Origin of the sequence: Psychrobacter sp. GW64-MNA-CIBAN-0177, from assembly GCF_040309585.1 — a bacterium.
GTDB classification, from domain to species: Bacteria; Pseudomonadota; Gammaproteobacteria; order Pseudomonadales; family Moraxellaceae; genus Psychrobacter; species Psychrobacter okhotskensis.
The window spans coordinates 1-24,470 of the sequence record NZ_JBEOOY010000012.1; the positions used below are offsets into that span (position 1 = coordinate 1).

The following is a 24,470-nucleotide window of genomic DNA, read 5'->3' on the forward strand; positions in this document are numbered from 1 at the left end:
AATGTCAGATTGAGTAGTCATTGCTTATTCTCCAGTTAGTGGATTATAAGCAGTTACACAGTTTTTAGGAAACTCCCTAATCATTATTACTGCTTATATTGCAACTGGATTTATATTTTGTTCATTCCTGATAAAAAATCTGCTACGCTTGCTGGCATGAGTAAATATCCTATTGATACCCCGTCAAAACTATCCGCTGATAAGCTTGCGAGCCACACGCCGAGTGCCCCAGCACCGTCACACTTACCGGATAGCATGATCTCGTCGGTCCGCCTTTTGCCCGAAGATAAACGACTGATTTTATTTACCAGACACTCCTTGCGCGAGCGTTCTGATGGTAATGGTTTTGCCAGCTACCAGTTGCCACTGACACCAAAAGGCCGTGTACTGGCCAAATCTTGGGGGCGTTGGTTGGCAGGACATTTGCCATACTCGCTCGATGTCGATAGCATCTCAAGCCCGATTGGTCGCTGTATTGATACTGCGCAGCTGATGCAAGAAGGCGCGGGACTACAGCGCAATATCGCTCATCAGTCTTTGCTAGTAGAGCCTGGCAGCCTAGTCACTGAGCCTGAGATTGCCAACGTGGTATTTAAAGAGATTGGGGTGCTTAACTTTATCAATCGTTTCCTCCAAGGCAACCTCGAAGGCACTAAAAATGCCTATCAGGGTGGTCTCGATATCTTGTCGCTTTTTTATCAACATCAACCGCAGCACGGGCATTTAATGCTCGCTGTTAGTCACGATACTTTATTGTCTGCTTTTTTAGCGGTCATGCTTGATGTGACCGAAATCGATTGGAATGATTGGCCTAAGATGATGGAAGGGGTGTTTTTGTGGTTTGATGATAAGCCCTTTGAGCAAGCCAATGCTTATTTTGTTTGGCGCGGTGAGGTTTATATCCGCCCGATTAGCGCTTTATTAGAGGGCTACCGTGCTGCTGGTTTTCATCCGAATAAATTGCTATTGCCACCTGAAGTAAAGTGGACTTAATTGTTTTTTTTGCCAAATGATGAATAATTTCTCAACAGGCATAAAAAAACCTTGCTCCAGTATTAGAACTGGTAACAAGGTTTTAGTCATCACGCTATAAAGGCGAGATGCGGTCTAAACGCTAGCAATCTTAAGCTTGTAGGCCTTTGATTGTTTTGTTTAGGCGGCTCTTACGACGAGCAGCTTTATTCTTATGAATAATACCTTTGTCAGCCATACGATCAAGAACCGGTACCGCTTTTTTGTAAGCTTCGGTAGCCGCGTCATAATCTTTAGCAGCGATTGCCGCATCAACACGTTTTAAGTAAGTACGAACCATAGAGCGTTGTGACGCAGAGTTCTGACGACGTTTGGTGTTTTGACGGGCGCGTTTACGAGCTTGTGCAGTATTAGCCACGCGTATCTCCTTGATAAAGACAGATAAAAATATGAATGTTGATTGCAATAATGGGTTTAACAATCATCGGTGACGAGCAGCCTCTCGCCAAACATGATGTCGATGTCTGATATTAAGACCTCTAATATCGATAGAACATCGCAAGCGCCAGAACTGTTTGGAATAATTAAACAGCGTTGACGTGTAAAGCCGGTTATCTTAGCAAATTATTGCGCTTAGGACAATATATTTGATAGTTAATGCACAAAGTAGTTAAACTATCTGCTAATATTTTGCTGTATTTGGCTATTAAGAGCAAAGTTGGTCGCCAAGCGATGCCTATTACTGACAAAATCTCTTACAATAAACTGTGTCTAACTGTGCCTAATAACCCTCAGTGATGCGTTAATTTAGGTATGATACATGAGCGATCTTTCTTTACGGATATGTCTTCTCATCATCATGGATTTTCTAACATTATACAAAATACAAATGGATAGGGTATGCAGCGAAAAGCAATTATGATTGGCGCGACAGGATTGGTAGGTCAACATCTTGTAAAGCAGCTTAGTGAGATTTATGATACGTTGATCGTGATTGCTCGGCGTCCACCACGCTATATCAATGCCAGTATGCGTTTTTATCAGGTCAATGATTTTGATAATTTAAGCGAAATCTTTGCCAGTGTTGGGGTTGATCGAACAACGGATGCCTTTAGTTGCCTTGGTACTACTAAGAAACAAGCGGGTAGTGATGAAGCTTTTCACAAAGTCGATCATGATTATAATGTCAATTTCGCTAAATTATGCCGCGATAAAGGTGTTGAAAACTTCTTTTTGCTGTCATCGATGAACGCTGATATCGGCAGTCGCTTTTTATACAATCGGGTCAAAGCGGAAACTGAGCAGTCGATTGTGGCCTTGGATTTTGCCCAGCTAGTGATTTTTCGCCCGTCTTTGTTACTTGGCAAACATAAAGGTCGTCCACTTGAAAGTATTGGCCAAAAAGCCTTTCAGCTTATATCACCGTTGGTGTCTGAATCGTTATCATTGCATCCTATTTCGGCCAAGCGTGTTGCTAGCGCTATGGCTATGAGCGCCCATGACATTTATCAGCGTAGCAAATACCGGACCGAACCGTTATTGGAGCACACGGATATCATTGAAAATAAGCAGATGCTGGCAATGACTAGAGTGAAAAAATAGCCTAAGCAGTACATAAAAAAATAGTTAAAATCAATTATAAGTAATTAAGGAGCCTCATCATGTCAAACACGATGCCAGAAGCAACCGCAATGAATAAAGAAAACTTTGTGACTTGCGATTTATTGGATGCCAACCCAGAGTCACAGGTGTGCTTGCCTAATATCGAAGGTAAGTCCTTTTATAGCTTTGGTGGTAAAGATAGGTTTTGCGGTGAAATCGTAACGGTCAAATGTTTTGAGGATAATAGCCGCGTAAAATCGTTATTAAATAGTGATGGCAAAGATAAAGACGGTAATGGCAAGGTATTGGTCGTCGATGGTGGTGGTTCTATGCGTTGCGCGCTGCTAGGCGATATGATTGCGCAGTCGGCGATTGATAATGGCTGGGCAGGGGTTGTGGTGTACGGCTGTGTGCGCGATGTTGATGATATGGCAGCAATGGATATCGGGGTCATGGCGCTCGGTTGTATCCCGCGTAAATCAACCCGCCGTGATGAAGGCCAAACTGACATCGAGATTAGCTTTGGTGATTTAACCCTAAATTCTGGTATGTTTGTTTATGCAGACAATAACGGCATTATCGCGAGCGACAAGCCATTAATTTAAAAACCGCTTATAATTTAAAAGCAGCTTAATGCATACAACTAAAAAACCTCAGCTTTGAACTGACCCCCATAAGTTGGACACAACTTCTGGGGGTTATTTTATGAAATACGACATAGACTTTAAGATCAAAGTCATAGCATACTATCGTCAAGGACATAGTAGCGGTGCGACAGGTGAGAAGTTTGGACTTGATAACAAAATGGTATCTAAGTGGGTTCAGCAGTATCAGCATAGTGGTATAGACGCCATCAAACCTAAGACTAATAAAACTAAATACAGTAGCGACTTTAAGTATAAAGTGATCGCTGTGATGTTAGCAGAAGGATTAAGCCAATCTGAAACCGCTCTTAGGTTTAATATCAGCTCACCTGCGCTTATTAGCCACTGGCATAAAGCTTACAGGCTCCATGGTATGTCTGGACTCACATCCAAATATAAAGGTAGTCACCCCATGACCTCTCCTATCACAGACAAACCCGATAATGAAAAGACACTAGCAGAGCTCAAACGTGAAAACGCATATCTACGAGCGGAGAATGCCTATCTAAAAAAGCTCGATGCCTTGCTTCGGGAAAGGGAACACGCCGCGACAAAGCAAGGCTCATCGAAGGATTGAGACTAAAGCACACGTTATCTGACTTACTCAGCATAGCAAAGCTTGCGCGGAGTAGTTTCTACTACCATAGGGCGAGTCTTAGTAGTCAAGATAAATACGCCGAACTCAAACAGCGCATCCGTGATATCTATCATCAGCATAAAGGTCGATATGGCTACCGTCGAATCACCCAAACCCTTAAGAATGAGGGTCTCATTCATAACCACAAACTGATTGCACGGCTGATGGGACAGCTTAAGCTGACAGCGAGAATCAGACGACAAAGGTACCGATCCTATAAAGGAGCGTGCGGCGTCATTGCTAAGAATAGGGTCAAGCGCAAGTTTCGGGCGGGTGCGCCCAATCGCAGATGGCTGACAGACATTACTGAATTTAAAGTCGGCGATGACAAGCTATATTTATCACCGATACTTGACTGCTTTAATAATGAGATCATCAGTTATGAATTATCAAAACGACCTGTCTATGACTTGGTCAAACAGATGCTTGATCGTGCGCTTAAGGGCATACCAACAAAGCGCACCGAGCAGCTCACGCTGCATTCAGATCAAGGATGGCATTATCAGATGAAAGCGTTTGCGAATACGCTTAAAGAGAATAACATTAAGCAAAGTATGAGCCGAAAAGGGAACTGTTTAGATAATGCATTGATGGAAAGCTTCTTTGGGTCTTTAAAGTGTGAGACGATTTATATTAAGAAGCCGAAAACCATTGAAGATTTAGAGAAACAGATTCATGAGTATATGCATTATTATAATCATGAGAGAATTCAGCTTAAACTAAAAGGACTGAGCCCTGTGAAGTACAGAACTCAGTCCTTGGTGCAAACTTAAACTGTCCAAGTTTCGGGGGTCAGTTCACTTAACCGTTGAGGTTTTTACATTTACTCTGTCTTTATATACGAATATAATTTTTATCAACTATTTAGCTATTGGTTTTTTATTAAAAATGCTAAGTGACAAACCGTTACGGCATAAATTTTGGTAATTGCTGAAATATTCGTATAATAGCTTTCTGACTCTTAACGTTGATCCTATTCTTTATGCCTATCACTGCTTTGACTGACGCCTTTGACCCGATTAACCAGCAGTTATTCCCTATCCAGAATGCCCAGCGCCGTTGGCTGGCACCTGTGCATGGGGCAGTCAGTAGTTTGTGGCTGGCAAGTCTGGTGCAAACGCCGCTATGGAATGTTGCCGACCGTTTGAAAGTCGTGGTAACTCGTGACCAAAACCAGCTTAACCAGATAGAGACAGAGTTGGCATTCTGCGGCGTCGATGCTTATGTATTCCCTGATTGGGAGACATTGACCTATGATGAGCTGTCACCGCATCAAGATATCGTCAGCGAACGTATCAATCTATTAACCGATATGCCAGCGTCAGGCGTGCTGCTCATCTCGGTACAGGCGTTGATGCATCGGGTCGCACCGCCAAGCTGGCTGATAGGGCAGCATTTTGATTTGAGTGTGGGTGATAGATTCGACATCAACACCCAACGTGGCTTGTTGGCAAAGGCCGGTTATCGTGCGGTTGAGAACGTCTTTGAGCCGGGCGAATTTGCCGTACGCGGTAGTATTATTGATATCTTTGCCATGGGTCAGCCGTTTCCGCTACGTCTAGATTTATTCGACGATGAAATTGAAACCATTCGCTTCTTTAATCCGCAGACCCAGCGCACATTGACCGTTGATGACCTAAAAACGATGATGAGCGGCAACGATAGTAGCATGGGCAAAGAGTCGCTGTCGCTACTGCATAAACTGCCAGATATCTCAAAGCCTATTGAGCAATTTCAAATCTTACCCGCCAAAGAGTTTCCGCTTGATGAGGGGCGCGAGACCTTTCGCACTAACTTTGCTGCGATGTTTCCTAATACCAGTAGCCGTAAGTTTGAGCTGCATAAAGACGTCATGGCGGGTATCGCCAGTAGCGGACTTGAATACTATCAGCCACTATTTTTTGACTTAAAGGATTGGGAGGCTGAGAGTAGCTTATTTGCTTACCTACCAAGTGATGCGCTATTTATAACAGATGAGTTGATTAACGAAAAACAGGCAGATTATTGGTCACAGATTCAGCGCCGCTATGAAGAGCGCCGTCATGATATCGATAAGCCTATCGTCGCGCCTGAGTTGTTGTATTTATTATCAAATACTCTAAACGAGCACCTCAATCATTATCCACGCGTGATTCTCAGTGCCCGTAATGAACTCGCTACTATGACCGATGTCGCTGCGATTGATAGCAGTGATTCATTATTAAAAGATGCGTCATTGTTAGCAGACAAATCATTGCTGCAAGTTGAAGGGCAGTCAGATTCACAGTCACAACTGTCGCTTGTGCCGAGTAAGCAACAAGGTTTGGTGACGTTAAGCGCACAAGAGCCACCTCAATTGGCCGTGAACCATCAAAAAGCTGAGCCTCTTACCGAGCTGTTAGAGTTTTTAGCGCTGCAAGAACAAACGGCAACCCCAGTATTAGTAGTAGCAGAAACGGCTGGTCGTCGTGAGATTCTCATTGAGCTATTTAAAGGTAAAATTGATATCAAGGCTTATGATAGCTTTGAGGCATTTTTAGCAGCAGACAAATCAAAGAGCAATGGTAATAAGCTGCCGCAGGTTGGACTCACGGTTGCACCCATTGAGCGCGGGGTTTATGTTCCTGAACGTTTAGTGCTGATTAGTGAGACACAGTTATTTGGTCGGCAAGTACTACAAACGCGCCGCCGTCGTCAAAGCGGTGTGTCAGAAGAGTTTTTGGTTAAAAGTGTTACCGAGATAACCGAAGGTAGCCCAGTGGTGCATATCGAGCATGGTATCGGGCGTTACAATGGACTGATTACGCTAGATGTCGGCGATGGTGAACAAGAATTTATTCATTTGAAATATGCCGATGATGCCAGTATCTATGTACCGGTTGCCAATTTACAAATGATTAACCGTTATAGCGGCGGTGATCCTGCACTGGCGCCATTGCATAAAATTGGCAGCGGCAAATGGGATAAAGCCAAGCAAAAAGCGCTCGAGCAAATCCATGACGTGGCGGCTGAACTGCTTAATATGCAAGCACGGCGCGAAGCCAAAGTTGGTATTCATTTTAAAATAGATCCATCACAGTACGAGCTGTTTGCCAGTCAATTTGCTTTTGAAGAAACGCCCGATCAAGCCAATGCTATCCATGCGGTGATGGAAGACATGAGGCAAAACCAACCAATGGATCGCCTTATCTGCGGTGACGTAGGTTTTGGTAAGACTGAAGTGGCCATGCGCGCGGCGTTTATCGCGGTCAGCGCCGGTTATCAAGTGGCAGTATTGGTGCCGACAACCTTGCTAGCAGGCCAGCATGAAGACAATTTCCGCGACCGTTTTGCTGATTGGCCAGTGCGTATCGAAACGCTATCGCGCTTCGGTGGCAAAAAGCATCAAGAAACAGTGCTAACAGACCTTGCAGCTGGCAAGGTTGATATCGTTATCGGCACGCATAAACTATTACAACCCGATGTGAAATTCTCTAATTTAGGCTTGATGATTGTTGATGAAGAGCATCGCTTTGGCGTGCGTCATAAAGAGCGTATCAAGGCGATTCAGACTGATGTGGATAGTATGTCGATGACTGCGACTCCCATCCCTAGAACGCTTAATATGGCGCTCTCAGGTATGCGTGACATGTCGATTATTGCGACACCACCGGCACGTCGTTTGGCTATCAAAACCTTTGTCATGCAAAAAACTGATGCTCTAATGAAAGAGGCTATCTTGCGTGAGCTACTGCGTGGCGGGCAAGTTTATTTATTGCATAATGACGTGGCGAGTATTGAGCGTATGGCAGAAACCATACGTGAGCTGGTTCCTGAGGCGCGAGTAGGGGTCGCTCATGGACAAATGCAAGAGCGCCAACTTGAACAAGTCATGCAGCAGTTTTATCATAAAAAATTCAATGTGCTGATATGCTCGACCATTATCGAAACCGGCATTGATGTACCCAATGCCAATACGATTATCATTGAGCGCGCCGACAAGTTTGGTTTGGCGCAACTGCATCAGCTACGTGGTCGCGTTGGTCGTAGTCATCACCAAGCCTATTGTTATCTGCTAGTGCCTTCTATCAAAGGTCTTAAAGGTGATGCCAAGCGACGCTTACATGCGATTGAACGCGCCAATACCTTAGGTGCAGGCTTTATGCTGGCAAGCGAAGATCTAGAGATTCGCGGCGCGGGTGAGATACTTGGTAAACAGCAAAGCGGTAATATGCAAGCGATTGGTTTTAGCTTATATATGGACATGCTAGAGCGAGCGACGAAGGCGATTAAAGCAGGTAAAGAGCCTGATTTAAGCACACCATTGTCGCTGACCAGCGAGATTAACTTGCATAGCTCGGCGTTGATACCAGAAGAATATCTACACGATGTTCATCAACGTTTATTATTTTATAAGCGCATCAGTAATGCTGATGATAAAGAAGCTCTGACTGATATTCGTACTGAAATGATTGACCGTTTTGGCATATTACCTGAGCAAACCAAGCAGTTATTTGCCATTCACGGACTGCGTATACAAGCTGAGCCGCTAAAGATTAATAAGATTGATGCCAATAGTAATAGCATGACGTTAGAATTTGCACCTGATACACCGGTCGATGCCTTAGCGATTATTAAGTTGATTCAGAGCAATGGGCAGCGCTATCGTATGAATGGTGCCTCTGGCATTCGTTATCAGGATGCCGATAAACTGGCAACACCGCAGCAGCGCGTCAGTGCAATTCAAGAGCTATTACGCTATTTTAGTGAGCATATGGTGGCAGAGTCAGCTTAGCTTCATTGATTTATATTTTTAAACTGAACAGATTCGCTAAATAATTTAAATAAGGTGAATGTTGCATCCTAAGACAATCAGTCATAGCGCTATTTTATCGGTTGGATAACTGATAAAATAGCGACATCCTATATTTAGCTTATTATCCTTATAGCTTATTAATTTTTGAATTAATTCTAATTCCTTTTATTCAAGCGTCATAACAAGAGAACCGTCATTATGTTCCAACTTCATCATAAACTTGCTGCTGATAGTTTTTTAGTGGGTGATTTCCCATTATCGACCTGTCGTTTAATCAATGATTGCCAGTTTCCTTGGTTGATATTGGTGCCGCGGGTATCAGTTATCAAAGAGTTATATGAGCTGTCTGAGGCTGACCAAGCGCAGTTTTTGCGTGAATCGAGCTGGTTATCAAGCCAATTGGCCAAGACCTTCCAAGCTGATAAAATGAACGTGGCAGCACTCGGCAATCAAGTACCGCAGCTACATTTCCATCATATCGTTCGCTATCAAAACGACATGCAGTGGCCAAATCCAGTATGGGGTGTACCTGCTATACCGTATACCAACGAAGTATTGGCGCAGATGCAGCAGACATTAATGATGGCATTACGTGGTCATCATCAAATGCCGTTTGATTGGCAAATGTAATCAGGCATTAAATGATGAGTTGTCAGTTTTGCCTCAATGTTTTTATTAAAGTAGTTTTTATTTAAAAAAAGTCATAGTAAAGTTAGATTTAATGATAATTTCAGCTGAGTTAACATAAATCGTTTTACATTTGTCTGTTATTCATTATATTAGAGAGTGAGTTGGTTAAATGGATATAGCCAACTTATCTGCTCGTAGCCGTTTTTTGCGTATTAATCAGTATGATTTTTTTGCCGCATTGCAAACGCTTCGAGGTACTTAATCTTAGATTGGAAGCTTTCAGTCTAAGATTTCACTCTGTGTTAAGGATAACAGATGGCTACTTCCTCTATCGCACCTCCACTATTACGACCTTCTATGTTACTTATCTCTATTTGTACCGCGGCTCTCGGTTTGACTGCCTGTGAGACGGATTCAACTGAAGACTCCCCAGTAGATAGCTCTGTCACATTAAATTATAGTGCTTCTACGGCAGCGACATCTACAAGAGCAATGCCGACAACACAATATCTCGTTGGTAGCGGTAAGGCAGATATCACCGGTGCTGCTGCCGAGACGGGCATGTTTGGTTATGCTTCTGGACAGGTTGTGCAAGGTATTAATGACCGCTTATATTCTCATGCTTTTATTATCGGAGAGGATACGAATAGTCAAAATCAAGGTAAACGCGTCGTTTATGTCTCAGCAGATATGGGGGCGATGTTTACCGCGGTAAAGCTTGAGGTCATCAGGCGCTTAAAAGCAGATTATGGCGAATTATATAATGATGATAATGTCATGCTCACTGCTACTCACACCCATGTCGGCAATGCTGGCTACTCGCATCAACAGCTGTATCAAATTGCCAGTACTGATGATACCTTATCAGGCTATAGCAGCCAAAACTTCAATGCTATCGTTAATGGTATTGTCACCTCGATTAAGCGTGCTCACGATACCTTGGCTCCCGGGACGCTATCTTTGGCGCAAGGCGAGCTAAAAGGTGCAACGCTCAATCGCTCAGAATTTGCTTATGACAATAATGCCGATGCAAAAGACTTTGATAGTAATGTTAACGAGACCATGACTCAGCTGCGCCTGAATGCTGCCGATGGCACGCCAGTAGGTCTGATTAATTGGTTTGCACTGCATCCAACCAGTTTTAGTAATCAGTTTATGCATCTAAGCGCTGACAATAAAGGTTTTGCTCAGCGCGGCGCTGAAAAGATTTTTGGTAAAAATTCAGACAAGCCGTTTGTCGCCGCTTTTGCCAATGCTGATGAGGGTGATGTGCTGGCGGCAGGCGGCAATGCCAACTCAAAGCCAGGCTATCAAGGCAGTGATAATGAATGGGAAAATGTCAGGCGTGATGGGCAACTGCAGCTTGATAAGGCGGTTGAGCTTTGGAATCAAGGTGTGCCGGTTGCTGGACCAGTAGACGTACGTGCCCGTTGGGTCAATTTGAAGGGCTATCAAGTCGATGGTAAATTCACCAATGGCGCAGGCAATAAAGTCTTATGTATGCCAGCCCGCGGTTACTCGTTTGCTGCTGGCAGCGAGAATGGTCCATCGAACATACCGGGTATGTATGAGGGCATGACGCGAGAAAATTTCCGCATTAATGATGATATTAATAAAGTCGACCAGTCTTTCCTAGGTAGTTTGACGCGCGGCGCCTTTGGTATTGTTTCAACCGTCAGCCAAGATGATTGTCAGGCTGAAAAACAGGTGTTATTACCGACTGGCAGCTGGGGCTGGATTAATACTGAACAACCTGTTCAGCTGATGCGTATCGGTAATATCGCTCTCGTTGCTATTCCTGGTGAGCCGACCACCATGGTCGGACGACGGATGCGCGCGGCAGTACTTGCACAGCTAAAAGACTCAGGAGTTGATACCGTTATTATTAATGGCTTGGCCAATAACTATAGCGGCTATTTAAGTACGCGAGAAGAGTTTGCCACCCAGCATTATGAAGGGGCGTCTACTGAGTATGGCCCTTATCAAGCTGCTGCTTATGTCCAAGAATATACGCAACTGGCCGAAGCGCTACGGGATGGCATAGAGGTTTATGACAGCGCCACGCCGCCTGATCGCTCAGGCAAATCGTTTAATGAGCGTCCGGGGGTGGTGTTTGATGACAAGCCTTTAAGACAAAGTTGGGGACAAACCCTCACTCAGCCCAAAGCCAGTTATCAAAAAGGTCAGGTTGCCACTGCGGTATTCCGCGGCGCTCATCCTAAAAACAATCTACGTACCGAAGACAGTTTCTTAAAAGTACAGCGTTTTGAGAATGGTCAGTGGGTCGATTATTTGAGTGATAGCGACTTTGATACCACTTATACTTGGCAGCGTGAAGGCGCGGCTTATAGTAAGGCTATCGTTGATTGGCGAATCAGTAACGATACCCCAGCGGGTACTTATCGATTGACCCATCAAGGCGACTGGAAAAATGGTTGGACACGTAAAATTAAGCCTTATTCAGGCATTTCTAATACTTTTACTGTTCAACAGACCCTAGTATTTTCCATCTTTTGAATGCTAAAAAGCCAGATATTTAATATCTGGCTTTTTGATAATTGTTTTAAGTGATAACTGCCGTAAATTATTTTTATTTTGAGAGTCTTAAAAGTATTTGAAAGAAAAAGGAACGACCAAGGGTATTCTTTTGGTTACCAATGACATAGGTTGTATAAGCTTATTGTCGTATAATAAGCAATCACTATTATTATCCTCTTTTTTGTCATTGTCATCATGGCTACTATAGACATGCGCTGATGTATTTGTCATTGACTCTCATTAGTTTGTCTTGCTTAAGCGAACATTCCTTATGACCCTTTTAGATAAGTTAAGACCGAAAATCCTGTTGCAGGACGATAGGATTTATCGATTTGACTATCCAGAAGTCTTCGTTTTAATCCTGACCGTTGTACTGATGGCTGTGCATTTTGAGTTTAGCCCAATGTCAATGGCTTTGCTCGTTATCATCTCTCTGCCAAGCCTCATGATTCTTATTTACAACTATCGTCGCCAAACCAGCTTTTGGACGTCTAATATTGTCATTATTTTGTTGTCTGCAGTGATAGGTTCGCTACAGTTCTGCACCGTGATGTCCATTAGCTTAGCGGCGTTGATAGCTATTCGTATTATCATAAGTAGTCCTGAAAATCATTTAAAGCTGATAGCGGTATCGGTAGTAACCATCATTATTTTTTATTATGTCAGCGTTACTTTACATGGTACTGGGATGGACTGTTATGAAGGTTGGCTACCGGCCATCGTGCTGATTACGAGTATGACCGTCATTATTTTTCATTTTCGCTACATTTATCATCAATACATTGGCTACGAAGCCAGCGCGTTACAAGCAGGTGGGCGTCTAAATACTATGGTGTCTGTCATTAGTAAACTGACACGCTTTGTTCCTCTACAAATTTGGGAGCCCATTGTAAAAGCAGATAGCCCTATTAGTGTCTCGAATAAACGGGCCAAGCTCACCATTATGTTCTCAGATATCGTTGGCTTTACTGAATTGTCTGATAGTCTAAGTGCTGATAATTTGGCCGATATTCTGAATACCTATATGCACTGTATGACCTTGATTGCGCATAAACACGGCGCAGTACTTGATAAGTTCATTGGTGATGGTATGGTGTGTTTTTTTGGTGAACCGGACAGTCGTGGCGCTCGGCAAGATGCCTTGGACTGTGTTGCCATGGCTATAGATATGCGCCGTGAAATGCGCACGTTACGACAAAAATGGCGACTCATGGGTTTTGATGGTTTATACATACGTATTGGTATTACCACCGGTTACTGCCATGTCGGTAATTTTGGTAGTAACAATCGCCTGAGTTATACGCTGATTGGCAAAGAAGCCAATCTAGCATCAAGGCTTGAAGCCAGTGCTGGCAAGGGTGAAATACTCGTTAGCGAAAGTACGCATGATTATATTTGTCACGATTATGAGTGTGATTATTCAGGTGCTTATCAATTAAAAGGCTTCGATGATAAGATTAAAGCATGGCAAGTACTTGATCCTGATGCCAATAAAGGTCGTTTATCAAAGTGGGTCGACCACACACTCCCTGGCTTTAATTTGCACCTCAACTTCAAAGATATGAAAGACAGTGATTATCAAGATGTGAGAAACCGCCTAAATCTTGCACTTGAACGTATTGAGCAAGAAGAGGCGGTGGCGCTTGAGGCTAATATAGTCGATACTAAATAAAATGGATACGTTATTTAATAACGCGAAACTGGTATAAGTTTTTCTGGCTTGCTGTGCCTACGCCGACAGAGGCTGCAAAACTCATATTAAAAACTAAGCATCCCAGTCCCGCTGTATCTTTTTAATATTGGACTGACTATAGCTTGAATAAGAGTAATAATAATCGTCATTAGGGCGTGTCCTCAATTCAACCAATAGCAATCTAAATGGGTTAAAAATGGTTAAATCTTGCCAAACATCGTCAAATAGCTAGGTAATATCTCGATATTATCTGCACTATTTTCCTTGTTTGACTGCAATCTACCTCATTTTTATCACCATTTTTAAAATGAGTACACGCCCTAGAAAAGCTTTAGATACGCTCTTTCTTTAAGTTTTTCCAAAAAAAAGGTCAGTTCATTGTTTTAACAATGAACTGACCTTTTTTACAATACCTAGATATTATAGGGAGCAAGAAGCTAATGCTGCGAGTGCTTAATGATTTTCTTTTGCATGGTTAAGCGTATATTTAGGAATCTCAATAGTTAAGTCATCATCATCAAGCATGACCTGACAAGACAGGCGTGAATCAGGCTCCAAGCCCCAAGCACGATCTAGTAAATCGGCTTCGATATCATCCATCTCATCTAAACTATTAAAGCCTTTGCGCACGACCACATGGCAGGTAGTACAGGCTTTTGACATCTCACAAGCGTGCTCAATCTTGATGCCTTTTTCTAATAGCGCCTTGCATAAATTGCTGCCAGCTTCTAGCTCGACTTCGGTGCCTTCAGGGCAAATTTCATGATGCGGTAGTACGGTAATCTTTGGCATAAATTGTCTGTCCGATGCTAATCAATTAAAAAAATAAAAATATAAGAGGTCAGCTTAGTAAAATTGCTAAGCTGTATTGGTTCGATATTTTTGCTACCAGTCTTTAGCACTCGTACCTGCCATGCTGGCTTTGACGCTTTGATTCATAATTCGAGCAGCAAAGGCATCGCTATGAGGCTTGAGTTTTGCTTGCTTTGCCTCGATAAGCGCCAAATCATCAGTACTGAGCGTGGTTTGTAATGCTTGTATTTGCTCAGCCAATAATTGCTGTTCATCAGATGTCAGTAAGGCAGCAAATTCGTTAAGTGCTGATTGCAGTGCTAAAACTTCACGTTCCGCTTCTACTTTGGTCTCAATTAAAGAGCGTGCATTTTTATCTTCTTCAGCATATTTAAAGCCCGCTACCAATAGTTGTTCTTTTTGTTCATCAGATAGCCCATAAGACGGCACGATTTCAATCTTGCTTTCTGTCTTAGTCGTGGTTTCTTGCGCACTGACGGTCAGCTGACCATTGGCATCAATACTAAAGGTCACTTCAATACGGGCAAAGCCAGCTTTCATTGGCGGGATACCGTATAGCTCGAAGCGGCCCAGTGAGCGGCAGTTATCTACTGTCTCACGCTCGCCTTGTACCACATGAATCACCATACCTGTTTGACCATCTTGATAGGTAGTGAATACTTGGCGTTTTTTGACAGGAATAGGTGTATTGCGTGGAATCAGTACCTCAACCAGACCACCCATGGTCTCAAGACCGAGCGATAGCGGCGTTACGTCTAATAGCAATAGATTGTTATCACTATCACCGTTGACCAATTGATGCGCCGTTTGGGCAGCGCCTAAAGCCACAACTTCATCTGGATTTAGACGGCAAAGCGGCTCTTTAGCAAAAAACTCAGTCACTACCTGCTGTACAGCTGGCATACGGGTAGAGCCACCGACTAAGATAACTTCATCTAAGTCTGAGGTAGATAGCTTGGCATCACGCAGTACTTGTTCACAGACACTTATCGTGCGGCGGCTAACGGGCTCTGCAATAGTTAGCAAGTCTTCACGGCGTAGCACACCTTGATAAGACTGCTCATTGACAGTGATATCGATATCGACCTGTTCAGCATCAGTTAGTGCTTGCTTATAAGCTTTGGCTTGTTGCGCAAGTATTGACTTGTCATGCAAGCTTACGTCTTTGGGGTCGATATTTAATTGCTTAATCAGCCAATTGGTCAGTAAGCGGTCAATATCATCACCGCCAAGCGCACTATTGCCGCCTGTGGCCAATACTTCAAAAACGCCGTCATTTAGTTTTAAGATAGAAACGTCAAAAGTGCCACCACCCAAATCATAAATTAAGTAATAACTTTCTTTATCACCTTCTTGATTAGGCTGATCGAGACCATAGGCAACGGCTGCGGCGGTCGGCTCATTTAATAGACGCAGTACATTGATACCAGCCGCTTGCGCCGCATCTTTGGTCGCTTGACGCTGCGCTTCATCAAAATAAGCAGGTACGGTAATGACAGCACCTGCAATACTATCTTCAGGTAATGCGCTTGCTGCACGTTGCTCAAGAGCGGCTAATATACGAGCTGACACCTCAACAGGAGATACTTCACCCTGAGCGGTGACAAAAGCTGGCATGTCATCTTTATTGCCACTTAATTCGTAAGGATGAGAGAATTTTATATCCGCTTGGCTGCGACCCATAAAGCGCTTAGCCGAGACGATCGTATTTTTTGGATCATCCGCTAAGTGGGCTAGGGCATCATACCCAACCAATGGCTTGCCAGTACTTGGATAATAGACCACAGAAGGTAGTAAAGTGTCGTTAGCTGCGCCTGCTTCTAATACTTGCGCCTTGCCTGAGCGCACCACAGCGACCAATGAGCGCGTGGTACCAAGGTCTATCCCTAGGCCAAAACGATGCTGATGGGGTTGGGCACTTTGATTGGGTTCGGCAATTTGCAATAAAGACATAAGATAACTCAAAGATAAAATGAATAAGTGAAATGGGGCAAATACAACATAGGCGCTATGACAGTTAACGGCTGCGATTCTTCTCTAACATAGAAGAGAGTAGCGTTTAATAGCGCTTAAAATATGGGATTATACGGTATCGTTGAGACTATTTTAACCACCGCTTTAGAATATTGCTTTAAATAAGAGCGATAAATTAGAAAAGCTTGCACATACTATCAATGATACAAGCTTTTGAGTATTCATTGTCTAAACGTATAAATCATCATCATCTGAATGCTCAGACGTTGCGACCTCATCAAGACCCGTTGTCACATCAGCATTTAACTTGACCAAGAATTTTAATTTTTGCGTCGCATCAATCGCGGTTTGCCAGTCTTTGCTTTGGTAAGCATTATTAAAACGCTGAGACTGTTTGGTCAAACGTTCTGTAATCTGCGGATGTAGCTGTTGTAACGTTGAGAGATTTTTATCTTCAATCGCCTCATCCAATTCGATACGCATCTGCATCGCATCTTCTAAAAAGTCTAAATCAGCGATTGAGTGTTCTAGGTTTTGTGCTTGTCCTGCCACATCTAACAGATAGCTTGCACGGCTATCAGGCGCACTCAGCGCTTGATAGGCTTGGTTAATCAATGCTGATGCTTGCTCAGACTGCTGTTGCGCTTGGGCGGCGTCTGTCAAGTTCTTGGCGACATTATCAGGATGATAGCGTTTTTGTAGCAGACGTAGATGCTGATCGAGACTCTCTTGATTGACATCAAACTGTACCGGCTGCTCAAATAGGGCAAAGAAGTTATCAAACTGGGCTTCTTGAGTAATGTCTGTCATATCATACGCCTTGCTTTTTTTATTTATTTTTAAGGTTTTATCTAACCAGTGGCTACTTTACTATTTGGTTGGCTGCACTGCTTACTGATTTAAGATTGGCTATTGCAGCACTTATTTACCATCGCCCGAATGTTAGGTCAAAAACCCTAAACTCAGAAAAATCAAATTATTTTATCATTAAACCGTAAAGGATTCGCCGCAACCACATTCGCCTTTCTGATTGGGGTTAGTGAACTTAAAGCCTTCGTTTAATCCTTCTTTTTCGTAGTCCATCAACAAGCCATCTAAATATACCAAGCTCTTAGGATCAATAAAAATACTGACGTCACGACTTTCATAGCGCGTGTCATTTTCGTCAGGGGTATCTACGAACTCTAAAACGTAAGCTAAACCTGAGCAACCCGCTGTGCGGATACCCACTCGAATACCTTCGCCTTTACCGCGATTGTCCAAAAAGTCTCGAACATGCTGAGCGGCGCGTTCTGTCATTTCAATCATGCCAACTCCCATTGACTATCAATAATAGAGATAATAATTTAAGAAAACTGTAGATGATCTGACAACCAAAACAACGGGCTTGCCAAAATAACATCTGGATAACAATGAGTTAATAACTAAATTAATAATTAATAACTGCTAGAAAATAAAAGGTGACAATTACATAAGCGTCATTGTCACCTCTATAGCGTTAGTAGCGATGCTAAACACAACTACTAAAGTATTGCTATTATAATACTCAAAATACAATGCTTACGCTAATAGGCTTAGCTAGTCGCTTCTTCTGCCATAACAGCAGCTGCTGCGCCATGCTTACCTTTATAGTCGCTAATAGCGGCTTTAATGGCGTCTTCTGCAAGAACAGAGCAATGCACTTTTACGGGTGGTAATGCCAATTCTTCAGCAATGTGACTGTTCTTAATCTCACCAGCTTGATCCAAGCTTTTGCCTTTTAACCACTCAGTGACGAGCGAGCTTGAGGCAATTGCTGAACCGCAGCCGTAAGTCTTGAAGCGTGCATCTTCGATGATACCGTTATCATCGACTTGGATTTGTAGACGCATCACATCGCCACAAGCTGGGGCACCAACCATACCAGTACCAACGTTTTTGGCATTTTTATCAAGATTGCCGACGTTGCGTGGGTTTTCGTAATGATCAATAACTTGGTCACTATAGGCCATGGGGTTTTCTCCTAGTTAGATGATGAGCAGTGGCTTCTGAAAGTTGAAACACTACCCACTCATCGATAATTGGGGTCAAACATTTAGGTAATAAAAACGGTATTTATAAAATAAAATTCATAAAAACTATGTTTATAATTGTCTGATTCATCATTTAATAGCTATATCTAATAAGTACTTCATTGTTTCAGGTTTTAGTGTTCAGCCCACTCGACTGAATCTAAATCAACACCTTCTTGATACATATCCCAAAGTGGTGATAGGGCACGTAATTTATCAACCGCTTCGTGCATCTGCTTGATAATCGTATCGATGTTTTCTTCAGTAGTATAACGACCGAAACTAAAGCGAATTGAGCTGTGTGCCAATTCGTCTGGACGACCAATAGCGCGCAGTACATATGATGGCTCAAGGGTCGCTGATGTACAGGCTGATCCTGACGATACGGCTAAGTCTTTTAGCGACATCATCAACGACTCACCTTCAACGAAGTTAAAGCTGATGTTTACAATGTTAGGAACGCTGTGCTCTAAATCACCGTTTAGGTAGATCTCTTCGATATCTTGTAGACCATCCCACAGTTTTTGGCGCAGTTTTGCAGCATGGGCATGGTCTTCTTCGTAACGCTCATTGGCAAGGGCAAATGCCGCCCCAAGACCAACGATTTGATGCGTTGGCAACGTTCCTGAACGCATACCGCGCTCATGACCACCGCCATGTTGTTCTGCTTTTAGACGAATACGTGGCTTACGACTGACAAATAGCGCACCGATGCCTTTAGGACCATAAGCTTTGTGGCCTGAAAAGCTCATCAAATCGATTTTCATCTCTTCAAGATTAATGAGTATTTTACCGACTGACTGAGCACCATCCACATGGAAGACCACACCAGCTTCGCGAGTAATTTCGCCAATAGCAGCGACATCAGTAATCGTTCCAAGCTCGTTGTTTACCATCATAAGTGATACTAAAATCGTATCGTCACGTAGCGCTTCTTTCACTTGCTCAGGTAAGATAAGACCGGTGCTTGGCTGTGGCTCAAGATATGTAATTTCAAAGCCTTCTTGCTCAAGCTCGCGGCAAGTATCTAATACAGCTTTATGTTCGATTTTACTGGTGATGATGTGCTTACCGCGAGACTGATAGAAATGTGCCGCCCCTTTGATCGCTAAGTTGTCAGACTCAGTCGCACCAGAGGTAAAGACGATTTCGCGTGGATCGGCGTTGATGACTTCTGCCACTTGTTGACGCGCCACTTCGACCGCTTCTTCTGCCTGCCAGCCGTAGCCATGCGAGCGCGAGGCGGGATTACCAAAGATGCCATCTACCGTCAGATATTCGCTCATCTTAGCTGCAACTGACTTAGCAACTGGGGTGGTGGCGGCATAATCTAAGTATATAAGGTTGTTATGTTGGCTCATGCTGGGTTTGCCTCGCTGGTCGATAGGGTAATAGTATTGATGTCTTTTATGGAAATATCTTTGGTAACGGTCTGCTGACGGTCTGAGACTGACTGCACGTTTTCCATGTCTAATAATTGCGCTAAAGTTATATTTTTCAAGTACTGTTCGATATGATTGGACAGTGCACACCATAAGTCATGGGTTAAACACATTGTACCACCTTGGCAGTCACCGCGTCCTTCGCACTGCATCGCGTTCACAGACTCATCGACAGCAGAAATAATGCTCATCACATCGATTTCGTGCAATGGCTTGGCTAAATGATAGCCACCTGCCGCACCGCGGATACTCGTGACTAAGCCACGTTTACGAAGTTTAGAAAATAACTGTTCGAGATAAGAGATAGATATGGATTGCCGCTTGGCAATATCGGATAACGATACCGCTGTCTCTTGTTGGCTGGTCTGTAACGCCAGATCTAGTAACGCAGTAACGGCATATCTGCCTCGAGTAGTCAAACGCATGTGTTATCTCCCAACTTCTCAGTTATAAGTGTATTTAACAACGATCTTAGTCAAGTAGTTTTGGTAAAAGCGAACTTTTGCCTCTGTTAATTGTCTATCAACTAAGTATGTCTTATCGCTATTAAACAACAGATGATGAACCCGATGTGTGCAACGATAGAGTAATTATACTTAATCCCGAGTAATTTAGTCAAGATTAAAGTGTGGTTGAATGGTTAATCCAATTGATTACTACGATTGATAAAAACAATGGTGGCTAAGGTAGGGTAAAAGCTGGCTTGTATAATAAGGGTAAAAGCTGGCTTGTATAATAAAAGTTTTGTACCGATTTAAGCTTTTATATTTGTTTCAAGTTCACGGTTAGCAAATTAAAGCGATAAAAAAAGCGTTTGGTAGCTTATTGCAGCTATCAAACGCTTAATGGTCATTAAAGCAATCACCTAACAGGTGCATTATTATTTATCAATAAATATCACCATCATTAACGAAAACTAGTTCATCAATAGTGCTATGACTGAGCCAATCATAATTACAAGCGCCATAATAGTCACAATTATCAATGTCTTCTGTTTACTCTGCAATTCCTTTACGGTGGTTTCAAGCTCACGATTCTTAGTCGTTAATGTACTGATTTGCGTCTGCTGCTCTTTGATACGGAGCTTATAGCCATCTTTCTTTTCGGCCATTTCCGCGTCAGTCGGCTTAGATTTGCCTTTGCCGCCTTTGATTTTTTTGATCAAACCCTGAATCAAGCCACCAAGACCAAGCTGCATAATAAATTGCTTAACCAATTGTACTTGTACGGACTCACCGCGCATCTGTAGTTTTTCAGTCGTTTCGCTATCGTGGGTCGTGATGGCATTGATGACTTGGATACTATAAGCGTTGATGACCACGTCAGGCTCACTACGATCAATGGGTAACTGCGCATCTAATAACACGCCCTTGGTGCTAAAAGTGGCAAAAATCTCGACATGAGGCAAATACAAACGCAGCGCAACGACAGTGCCTTGCTTGGCAAGTGGATAAGCGGCTTTACGTAGCTCGGGATCTAAACGTAACAGTAGGGTCAGAGCCGACTCGACGAACACGAGAATAATATTAAGAAGAGAGGTGGACAACGTAGTACGCTTCATGTAAATAATCCGTTTTTTATTTGGCAAGTTAGAGGCAAAAAGACAAACAAGAGTCAAAGCCGACTCAAAACATATAGCAAGATTTTGCTTATAGTAACGTCTTTATAATAAAAAGTAACGTTGGTTTCTGTCACTTAGCAAATAATTGTCTTAAAATCATCTCACTAATGCTTAGCGTTATGTCACTAATCCCTAGAACTATATTGCTAATAATATATCGTTAACGAAACTGTTAGGATTTGCGCGTAGTAATGTCTATAGTGCTGTCATCAAAAGCTGAATAACTCGTAAAAGTAATAACTCGTAAAGGTATTGTTTAATGTATGAGTTAAAAAACAGTCAGATGTTCAGTTGCATATATTTTGCGTAACATTGGGTGTCAAATACGTAGTACAGTGCACAAAAATATGTAAAATTGCTTGCGCTCCTTATGCTGCCTTGATATAAAGACGTTAACAAAGCGAAACCTGTTTATGCGTGAGTCAGGTGGTTTTTATTGCTTAAGTGCTATGAGAGCGATACAATACCTGGCGTGAGCGTTTATTATCCCCCTTAAACTTGAAGGAAATTTTATGAATAAGTCAGAATTAATTGATAGCATCGCCGATAAAAGTGGTCTAAATAAAACTCAAGCTGGCGATGCATTGAATGCTGTTATGGAAAGCGTTGGCGAAGCTCTAGAAGCTGGCGAAAGCATTTCACTAGTTGGTTTTGGTACTTTTAGCGTAAAAGACCGTAAGGCTCGTACTGGCCGTAACCCTAAGACTGGTGAAGAGCTTAGCATTCCAGCAAGCAAAGTACCAAGCTTCAAAGCTGGTAAAAACTTAAAAGAGCGCTTGAACTAAGCCGATATAGTTAAGTCACTCTATTACAGACAAACCCTACATAATGACGTGTCATACGAATAAAAATAGCGTTTGTTGATAGTAAAATGATAGAGAATCGCTTATTGATTGGCTACAGCCTAAGTAATAAGTGAAACCGCAAAAAAAGCACCTAAATATTAGGTGCTTTTTTTACAGCCATCGTTTGTATCATATAACGTGAATATTTTGAGTCTAGCGTAAAAATCACGTATCATAGGCGCGCGATAGTGGGGTTGTTTAGACAAGCCTTATTTTGCCCTTATAACTTGCCCAGGTTTTTACCCTTGCCATTGCCTGCTTAGATAGCATTAAATGGTCTTTCATCAATATAGGTTAATAAAGCAGAGATAACTATGGATAAATTGCGCGATTTCTTAAAAAGCTGGCCAGGTCGCATTTTATTGATTTTATGCCTATCGCCGCTCGCTCTATTGGGTGTCGAAAGCTACTTTGGTGGCGGTGTCGATCCCAACCAAATTGCGCAAGTAGGTGAGGCAAGTGTTGGATTATCAGAATATCAGACTGCTGTTAATAATCGCCGTACTGAGACCTTAGAGCAAATTGATGATGCCAGTTTATTGAATGAAGATGTGCTGCATGAGCAAGTACTAAAAGGTCTGATTGATCGAACTTTGCTAGAGCAGCAAGCGGGTAAGCTGGGTATGACGGTCTCTGACGACACCATCAATCGTCTACTGCGTCAAGAAGAGATCTTTAAAGATGCGGATGGCAATTTTTCAAACGATCAGTTTTCAAACTTTTTGCGTCAGCGCGGTATGACCAAAGATCAGCTGTTTGCTGAGTTTCGTAACCAGTTAAGCCTCGATCAGCTGAATGCCAGTATCGTTGGTACGGCAGTGTATCCGATGCAAGCGGTTAGTCAGCTAATAGATCTACAGCTAGAGTCGCGTAATATTTGGTTGCATCGCTTTAATTGGCAGGATTACCAAGAACAAGTGAAGCTGAGTAAAAACGATATACAAGCCTACTATGATGCCAATAAAGACACGCTAAAAAGTGCGGCAATGGTCGACTTGGCTTACCTGCAATTGAGCCCGCAGACGGTCCAAATCACTGATGTCACGACAGAAGATTTGCAGCAGCAGTACGCCGCCTATAAGCAAGGACTGGCTGTAGTCGATGAGCGCAAAATCAGTCAAATATTGATAACGGGTAAGGATGCCAAGGCTCGAGCAGATAAAGTAAAAGCCCGTTTGGATAAAGGTGAGGCTTTTAGCAAGCTTGCTAAGACAGAATCTGACGATCCATCAGGAGAGACGGGTGGTGACATCGGTCGCTTCAATCCTTCTGTATTTGGCAATGACGCAGCAGCAGTTGAAAAAGCCTTGGAAGGCTTGAGCGTTGGCGATGTGAGTGCACCAGTTAAGACCAGCTTTGGTTATCAGATATTTACTGTAACCGAAGACAATGGTAGTAAAGTACCTAGCCTCGAGAGTATGCGTGAAGAGCTAACGGTTAAGGCCAAAGAGTATAAGCGTCAGGAAATGTATGCCGATAAAGTCACGGCAATTAACGATTTGGCAGCAGATGGTTTTAGTATCGAAGATATTGCTCAGCAAGAGGGCGTGACACTAAAGCGTATCAAAGATTATCGTAAAAAAGGCAACCAGTCAGCATTGTCGCAACCAGCAGTGATTAAGCAAGCTTTTGATGAGTTTACGATTCAAGACCAAGCGGTGACGGCAGGTATTGAAGTTGGTAATGGCACGGTATGGGTACAGCCAAGCAATTATCGTCCTACCAAAACGCTTACTCTGGCAGCGGCTACGCCAAGAATCACACAGATATTACGTCAGCAAAAAGCTACAGCATTGGCGTTAAAAGACGCTAAAAAACTGGCGGCTGGTATTAAAACAACGGCCGATATCGGTAAGCAACCGGTCAGATTTCAAGCCTTAGGCGAAGTCAATCGTCAAACCACACGATTGACAGAAAAAGAGCGCGGCTTGGCATTTAGTCAGCAAGCGGCCAATAATGGCGTCGTTGCCATTGCGAGTAAAACAGAGATGGGTGCGACGTTATTGGTTGGTGATCGTATCAAGACCGAACAACAATCACCACTGTCTGATATGCAACGTGCGCAAACGGCATCTATTATCCGTGATAATTTGGGTCAAGATCAGCTACAAGACTATCTAGAGTATCTACGTTTAGTGTATAAGGTTGAAATTAATGAGACTAATATGGCCAATGCGCAAGGACGTTAAGCCACTTATAAGGCATTTGTTAAACCCTTTGTCTGAATAAGCTTT

21 protein-coding genes are annotated in these 24,470 nt (G+C 42.9%); 11 read left to right on the forward strand and 10 right to left on the reverse strand.

Annotation, left to right across the window (positions count from 1 at the left end):
- Nucleotides 1-156 precede the first annotated feature (156 nt).
- Complete coding sequence (locus AAEY79_RS08935; protein ID WP_025653001.1) at nucleotides 157-993, forward strand: histidine phosphatase family protein; 837 nt, start codon at nucleotides 157-159, stop codon at nucleotides 991-993.
- Between the two features lie 130 nt (nucleotides 994-1,123).
- Here AAEY79_RS08935 and rpsT read toward each other — a convergent pair whose 3' ends face one another.
- Entirely contained in the window at nucleotides 1,124-1,390 is a 267-nt protein-coding gene (gene rpsT / locus AAEY79_RS08940) for a 30S ribosomal protein S20 (RefSeq protein ID WP_010200097.1), read from the reverse strand.
- Between the two features lie 482 nt (nucleotides 1,391-1,872).
- Here rpsT and AAEY79_RS08945 point away from each other — a divergent pair, with 482 nt between their 5' ends.
- The 7 genes from AAEY79_RS08945 (at nucleotide 1,873) to AAEY79_RS08975 (ending at nucleotide 11,776) form a co-directional block, all read left to right on the forward strand.
- Nucleotides 1,873-2,574, forward strand: coding sequence for an NAD-dependent epimerase/dehydratase family protein (locus tag AAEY79_RS08945; protein ID WP_025652999.1), 702 nt, complete (start codon nucleotides 1,873-1,875; stop codon nucleotides 2,572-2,574).
- An 89-nt stretch (nucleotides 2,575-2,663) separates the two neighbouring features.
- Nucleotides 2,664-3,179: a ribonuclease E activity regulator RraA gene (gene rraA / locus AAEY79_RS08950; RefSeq protein ID WP_025652998.1), complete on the forward strand. Its 516-nt coding sequence runs from the start codon at nucleotides 2,664-2,666 to the stop codon at nucleotides 3,177-3,179.
- Between the two features lie 100 nt (nucleotides 3,180-3,279).
- Nucleotides 3,280-3,795, forward strand: a complete 516-nt coding sequence (locus AAEY79_RS08955) for a helix-turn-helix domain-containing protein (protein WP_201565694.1) — start codon at nucleotides 3,280-3,282, stop codon at nucleotides 3,793-3,795.
- Nucleotides 3,783-4,628 (forward strand): IS3 family transposase, encoded by an 846-nt coding sequence (locus AAEY79_RS08960; protein ID WP_084212336.1) that lies wholly within the window; start codon nucleotides 3,783-3,785, stop codon nucleotides 4,626-4,628. Before AAEY79_RS08955 ends, AAEY79_RS08960 begins: the two co-directional genes overlap by 13 nt.
- 209 nt (nucleotides 4,629-4,837) lie before the next feature.
- Complete coding sequence (mfd, locus tag AAEY79_RS08965; RefSeq protein ID WP_025653012.1) at nucleotides 4,838-8,608, forward strand: transcription-repair coupling factor; 3,771 nt, start codon at nucleotides 4,838-4,840, stop codon at nucleotides 8,606-8,608.
- 219 nt (nucleotides 8,609-8,827) lie between these two features.
- Nucleotides 8,828-9,259: an HIT domain-containing protein gene (locus AAEY79_RS08970; RefSeq protein WP_025653013.1), complete on the forward strand. Its 432-nt coding sequence runs from the start codon at nucleotides 8,828-8,830 to the stop codon at nucleotides 9,257-9,259.
- Between the two features lie 315 nt (nucleotides 9,260-9,574).
- On the forward strand, nucleotides 9,575-11,776 hold the full coding sequence (locus tag AAEY79_RS08975; protein ID WP_025653014.1) for a neutral/alkaline non-lysosomal ceramidase N-terminal domain-containing protein: 2,202 nt from the start codon (nucleotides 9,575-9,577) through the stop codon (nucleotides 11,774-11,776).
- A gap of 87 nt (nucleotides 11,777-11,863) precedes the next feature.
- Here the strand turns inward: AAEY79_RS08975 and AAEY79_RS08980 are convergent, their stop codons facing one another.
- On the reverse strand, nucleotides 11,864-12,028 hold the full coding sequence (locus AAEY79_RS08980) for a hypothetical protein (protein ID WP_156915669.1): 165 nt from the start codon (nucleotides 12,026-12,028) through the stop codon (nucleotides 11,864-11,866).
- Nucleotides 12,029-12,068: 40 nt separating this feature from the next.
- Between AAEY79_RS08980 and AAEY79_RS08985 the strand changes: the two genes are divergently transcribed.
- Nucleotides 12,069-13,469: an adenylate/guanylate cyclase domain-containing protein gene (locus AAEY79_RS08985; protein ID WP_201565692.1), complete on the forward strand. Its 1,401-nt coding sequence runs from the start codon at nucleotides 12,069-12,071 to the stop codon at nucleotides 13,467-13,469.
- 474 nt (nucleotides 13,470-13,943) lie between these two features.
- Here the strand turns inward: AAEY79_RS08985 and fdx are convergent, their stop codons facing one another.
- The 8 genes from fdx to AAEY79_RS09025 form a co-directional block, all read right to left on the reverse strand.
- Nucleotides 13,944-14,282 (reverse strand): ISC system 2Fe-2S type ferredoxin, encoded by a 339-nt coding sequence (gene fdx, locus AAEY79_RS08990; protein ID WP_025653016.1) that lies wholly within the window; start codon nucleotides 14,280-14,282, stop codon nucleotides 13,944-13,946.
- Nucleotides 14,283-14,375: 93 nt separating this feature from the next.
- Nucleotides 14,376-16,256: a Fe-S protein assembly chaperone HscA gene (gene hscA, locus AAEY79_RS08995; RefSeq protein WP_025653017.1), complete on the reverse strand. Its 1,881-nt coding sequence runs from the start codon at nucleotides 16,254-16,256 to the stop codon at nucleotides 14,376-14,378.
- A 249-nt stretch (nucleotides 16,257-16,505) separates the two neighbouring features.
- Nucleotides 16,506-17,087 (reverse strand): Fe-S protein assembly co-chaperone HscB, encoded by a 582-nt coding sequence (gene hscB / locus AAEY79_RS09000; RefSeq protein WP_025653018.1) that lies wholly within the window; start codon nucleotides 17,085-17,087, stop codon nucleotides 16,506-16,508.
- 177 nt (nucleotides 17,088-17,264) lie between these two features.
- On the reverse strand, nucleotides 17,265-17,585 hold the full coding sequence (gene iscA / locus AAEY79_RS09005; RefSeq protein WP_025653020.1) for an iron-sulfur cluster assembly protein IscA: 321 nt from the start codon (nucleotides 17,583-17,585) through the stop codon (nucleotides 17,265-17,267).
- A gap of 266 nt (nucleotides 17,586-17,851) precedes the next feature.
- Complete coding sequence (iscU, locus tag AAEY79_RS09010) at nucleotides 17,852-18,268, reverse strand: Fe-S cluster assembly scaffold IscU (RefSeq protein WP_025653021.1); 417 nt, start codon at nucleotides 18,266-18,268, stop codon at nucleotides 17,852-17,854.
- Nucleotides 18,269-18,462: 194 nt separating this feature from the next.
- Nucleotides 18,463-19,689 (reverse strand): IscS subfamily cysteine desulfurase, encoded by a 1,227-nt coding sequence (locus AAEY79_RS09015; RefSeq protein WP_025653022.1) that lies wholly within the window; start codon nucleotides 19,687-19,689, stop codon nucleotides 18,463-18,465.
- Nucleotides 19,686-20,195, reverse strand: coding sequence for an Rrf2 family transcriptional regulator (locus AAEY79_RS09020; RefSeq protein WP_010199379.1), 510 nt, complete (start codon nucleotides 20,193-20,195; stop codon nucleotides 19,686-19,688). The genes AAEY79_RS09015 and AAEY79_RS09020 overlap by 4 nt, the downstream gene beginning before the upstream one ends.
- 491 nt (nucleotides 20,196-20,686) lie before the next feature.
- Entirely contained in the window at nucleotides 20,687-21,331 is a 645-nt protein-coding gene (locus tag AAEY79_RS09025) for a hypothetical protein (RefSeq protein WP_025653023.1), read from the reverse strand.
- A gap of 572 nt (nucleotides 21,332-21,903) precedes the next feature.
- Here AAEY79_RS09025 and AAEY79_RS09030 point away from each other — a divergent pair.
- Both AAEY79_RS09030 and AAEY79_RS09035 read left to right on the forward strand, forming a co-directional pair.
- Nucleotides 21,904-22,176 (forward strand): HU family DNA-binding protein, encoded by a 273-nt coding sequence (locus AAEY79_RS09030; RefSeq protein ID WP_025653024.1) that lies wholly within the window; start codon nucleotides 21,904-21,906, stop codon nucleotides 22,174-22,176.
- Between the two features lie 374 nt (nucleotides 22,177-22,550).
- The gene (locus tag AAEY79_RS09035; RefSeq protein WP_025653025.1) at nucleotides 22,551-24,425 is read left to right on the forward strand and encodes a SurA N-terminal domain-containing protein; all 1,875 of its coding nucleotides are present in this window, start codon (nucleotides 22,551-22,553) and stop codon (nucleotides 24,423-24,425) included.
- Nucleotides 24,426-24,470: the final 45 nt, after the last annotated feature.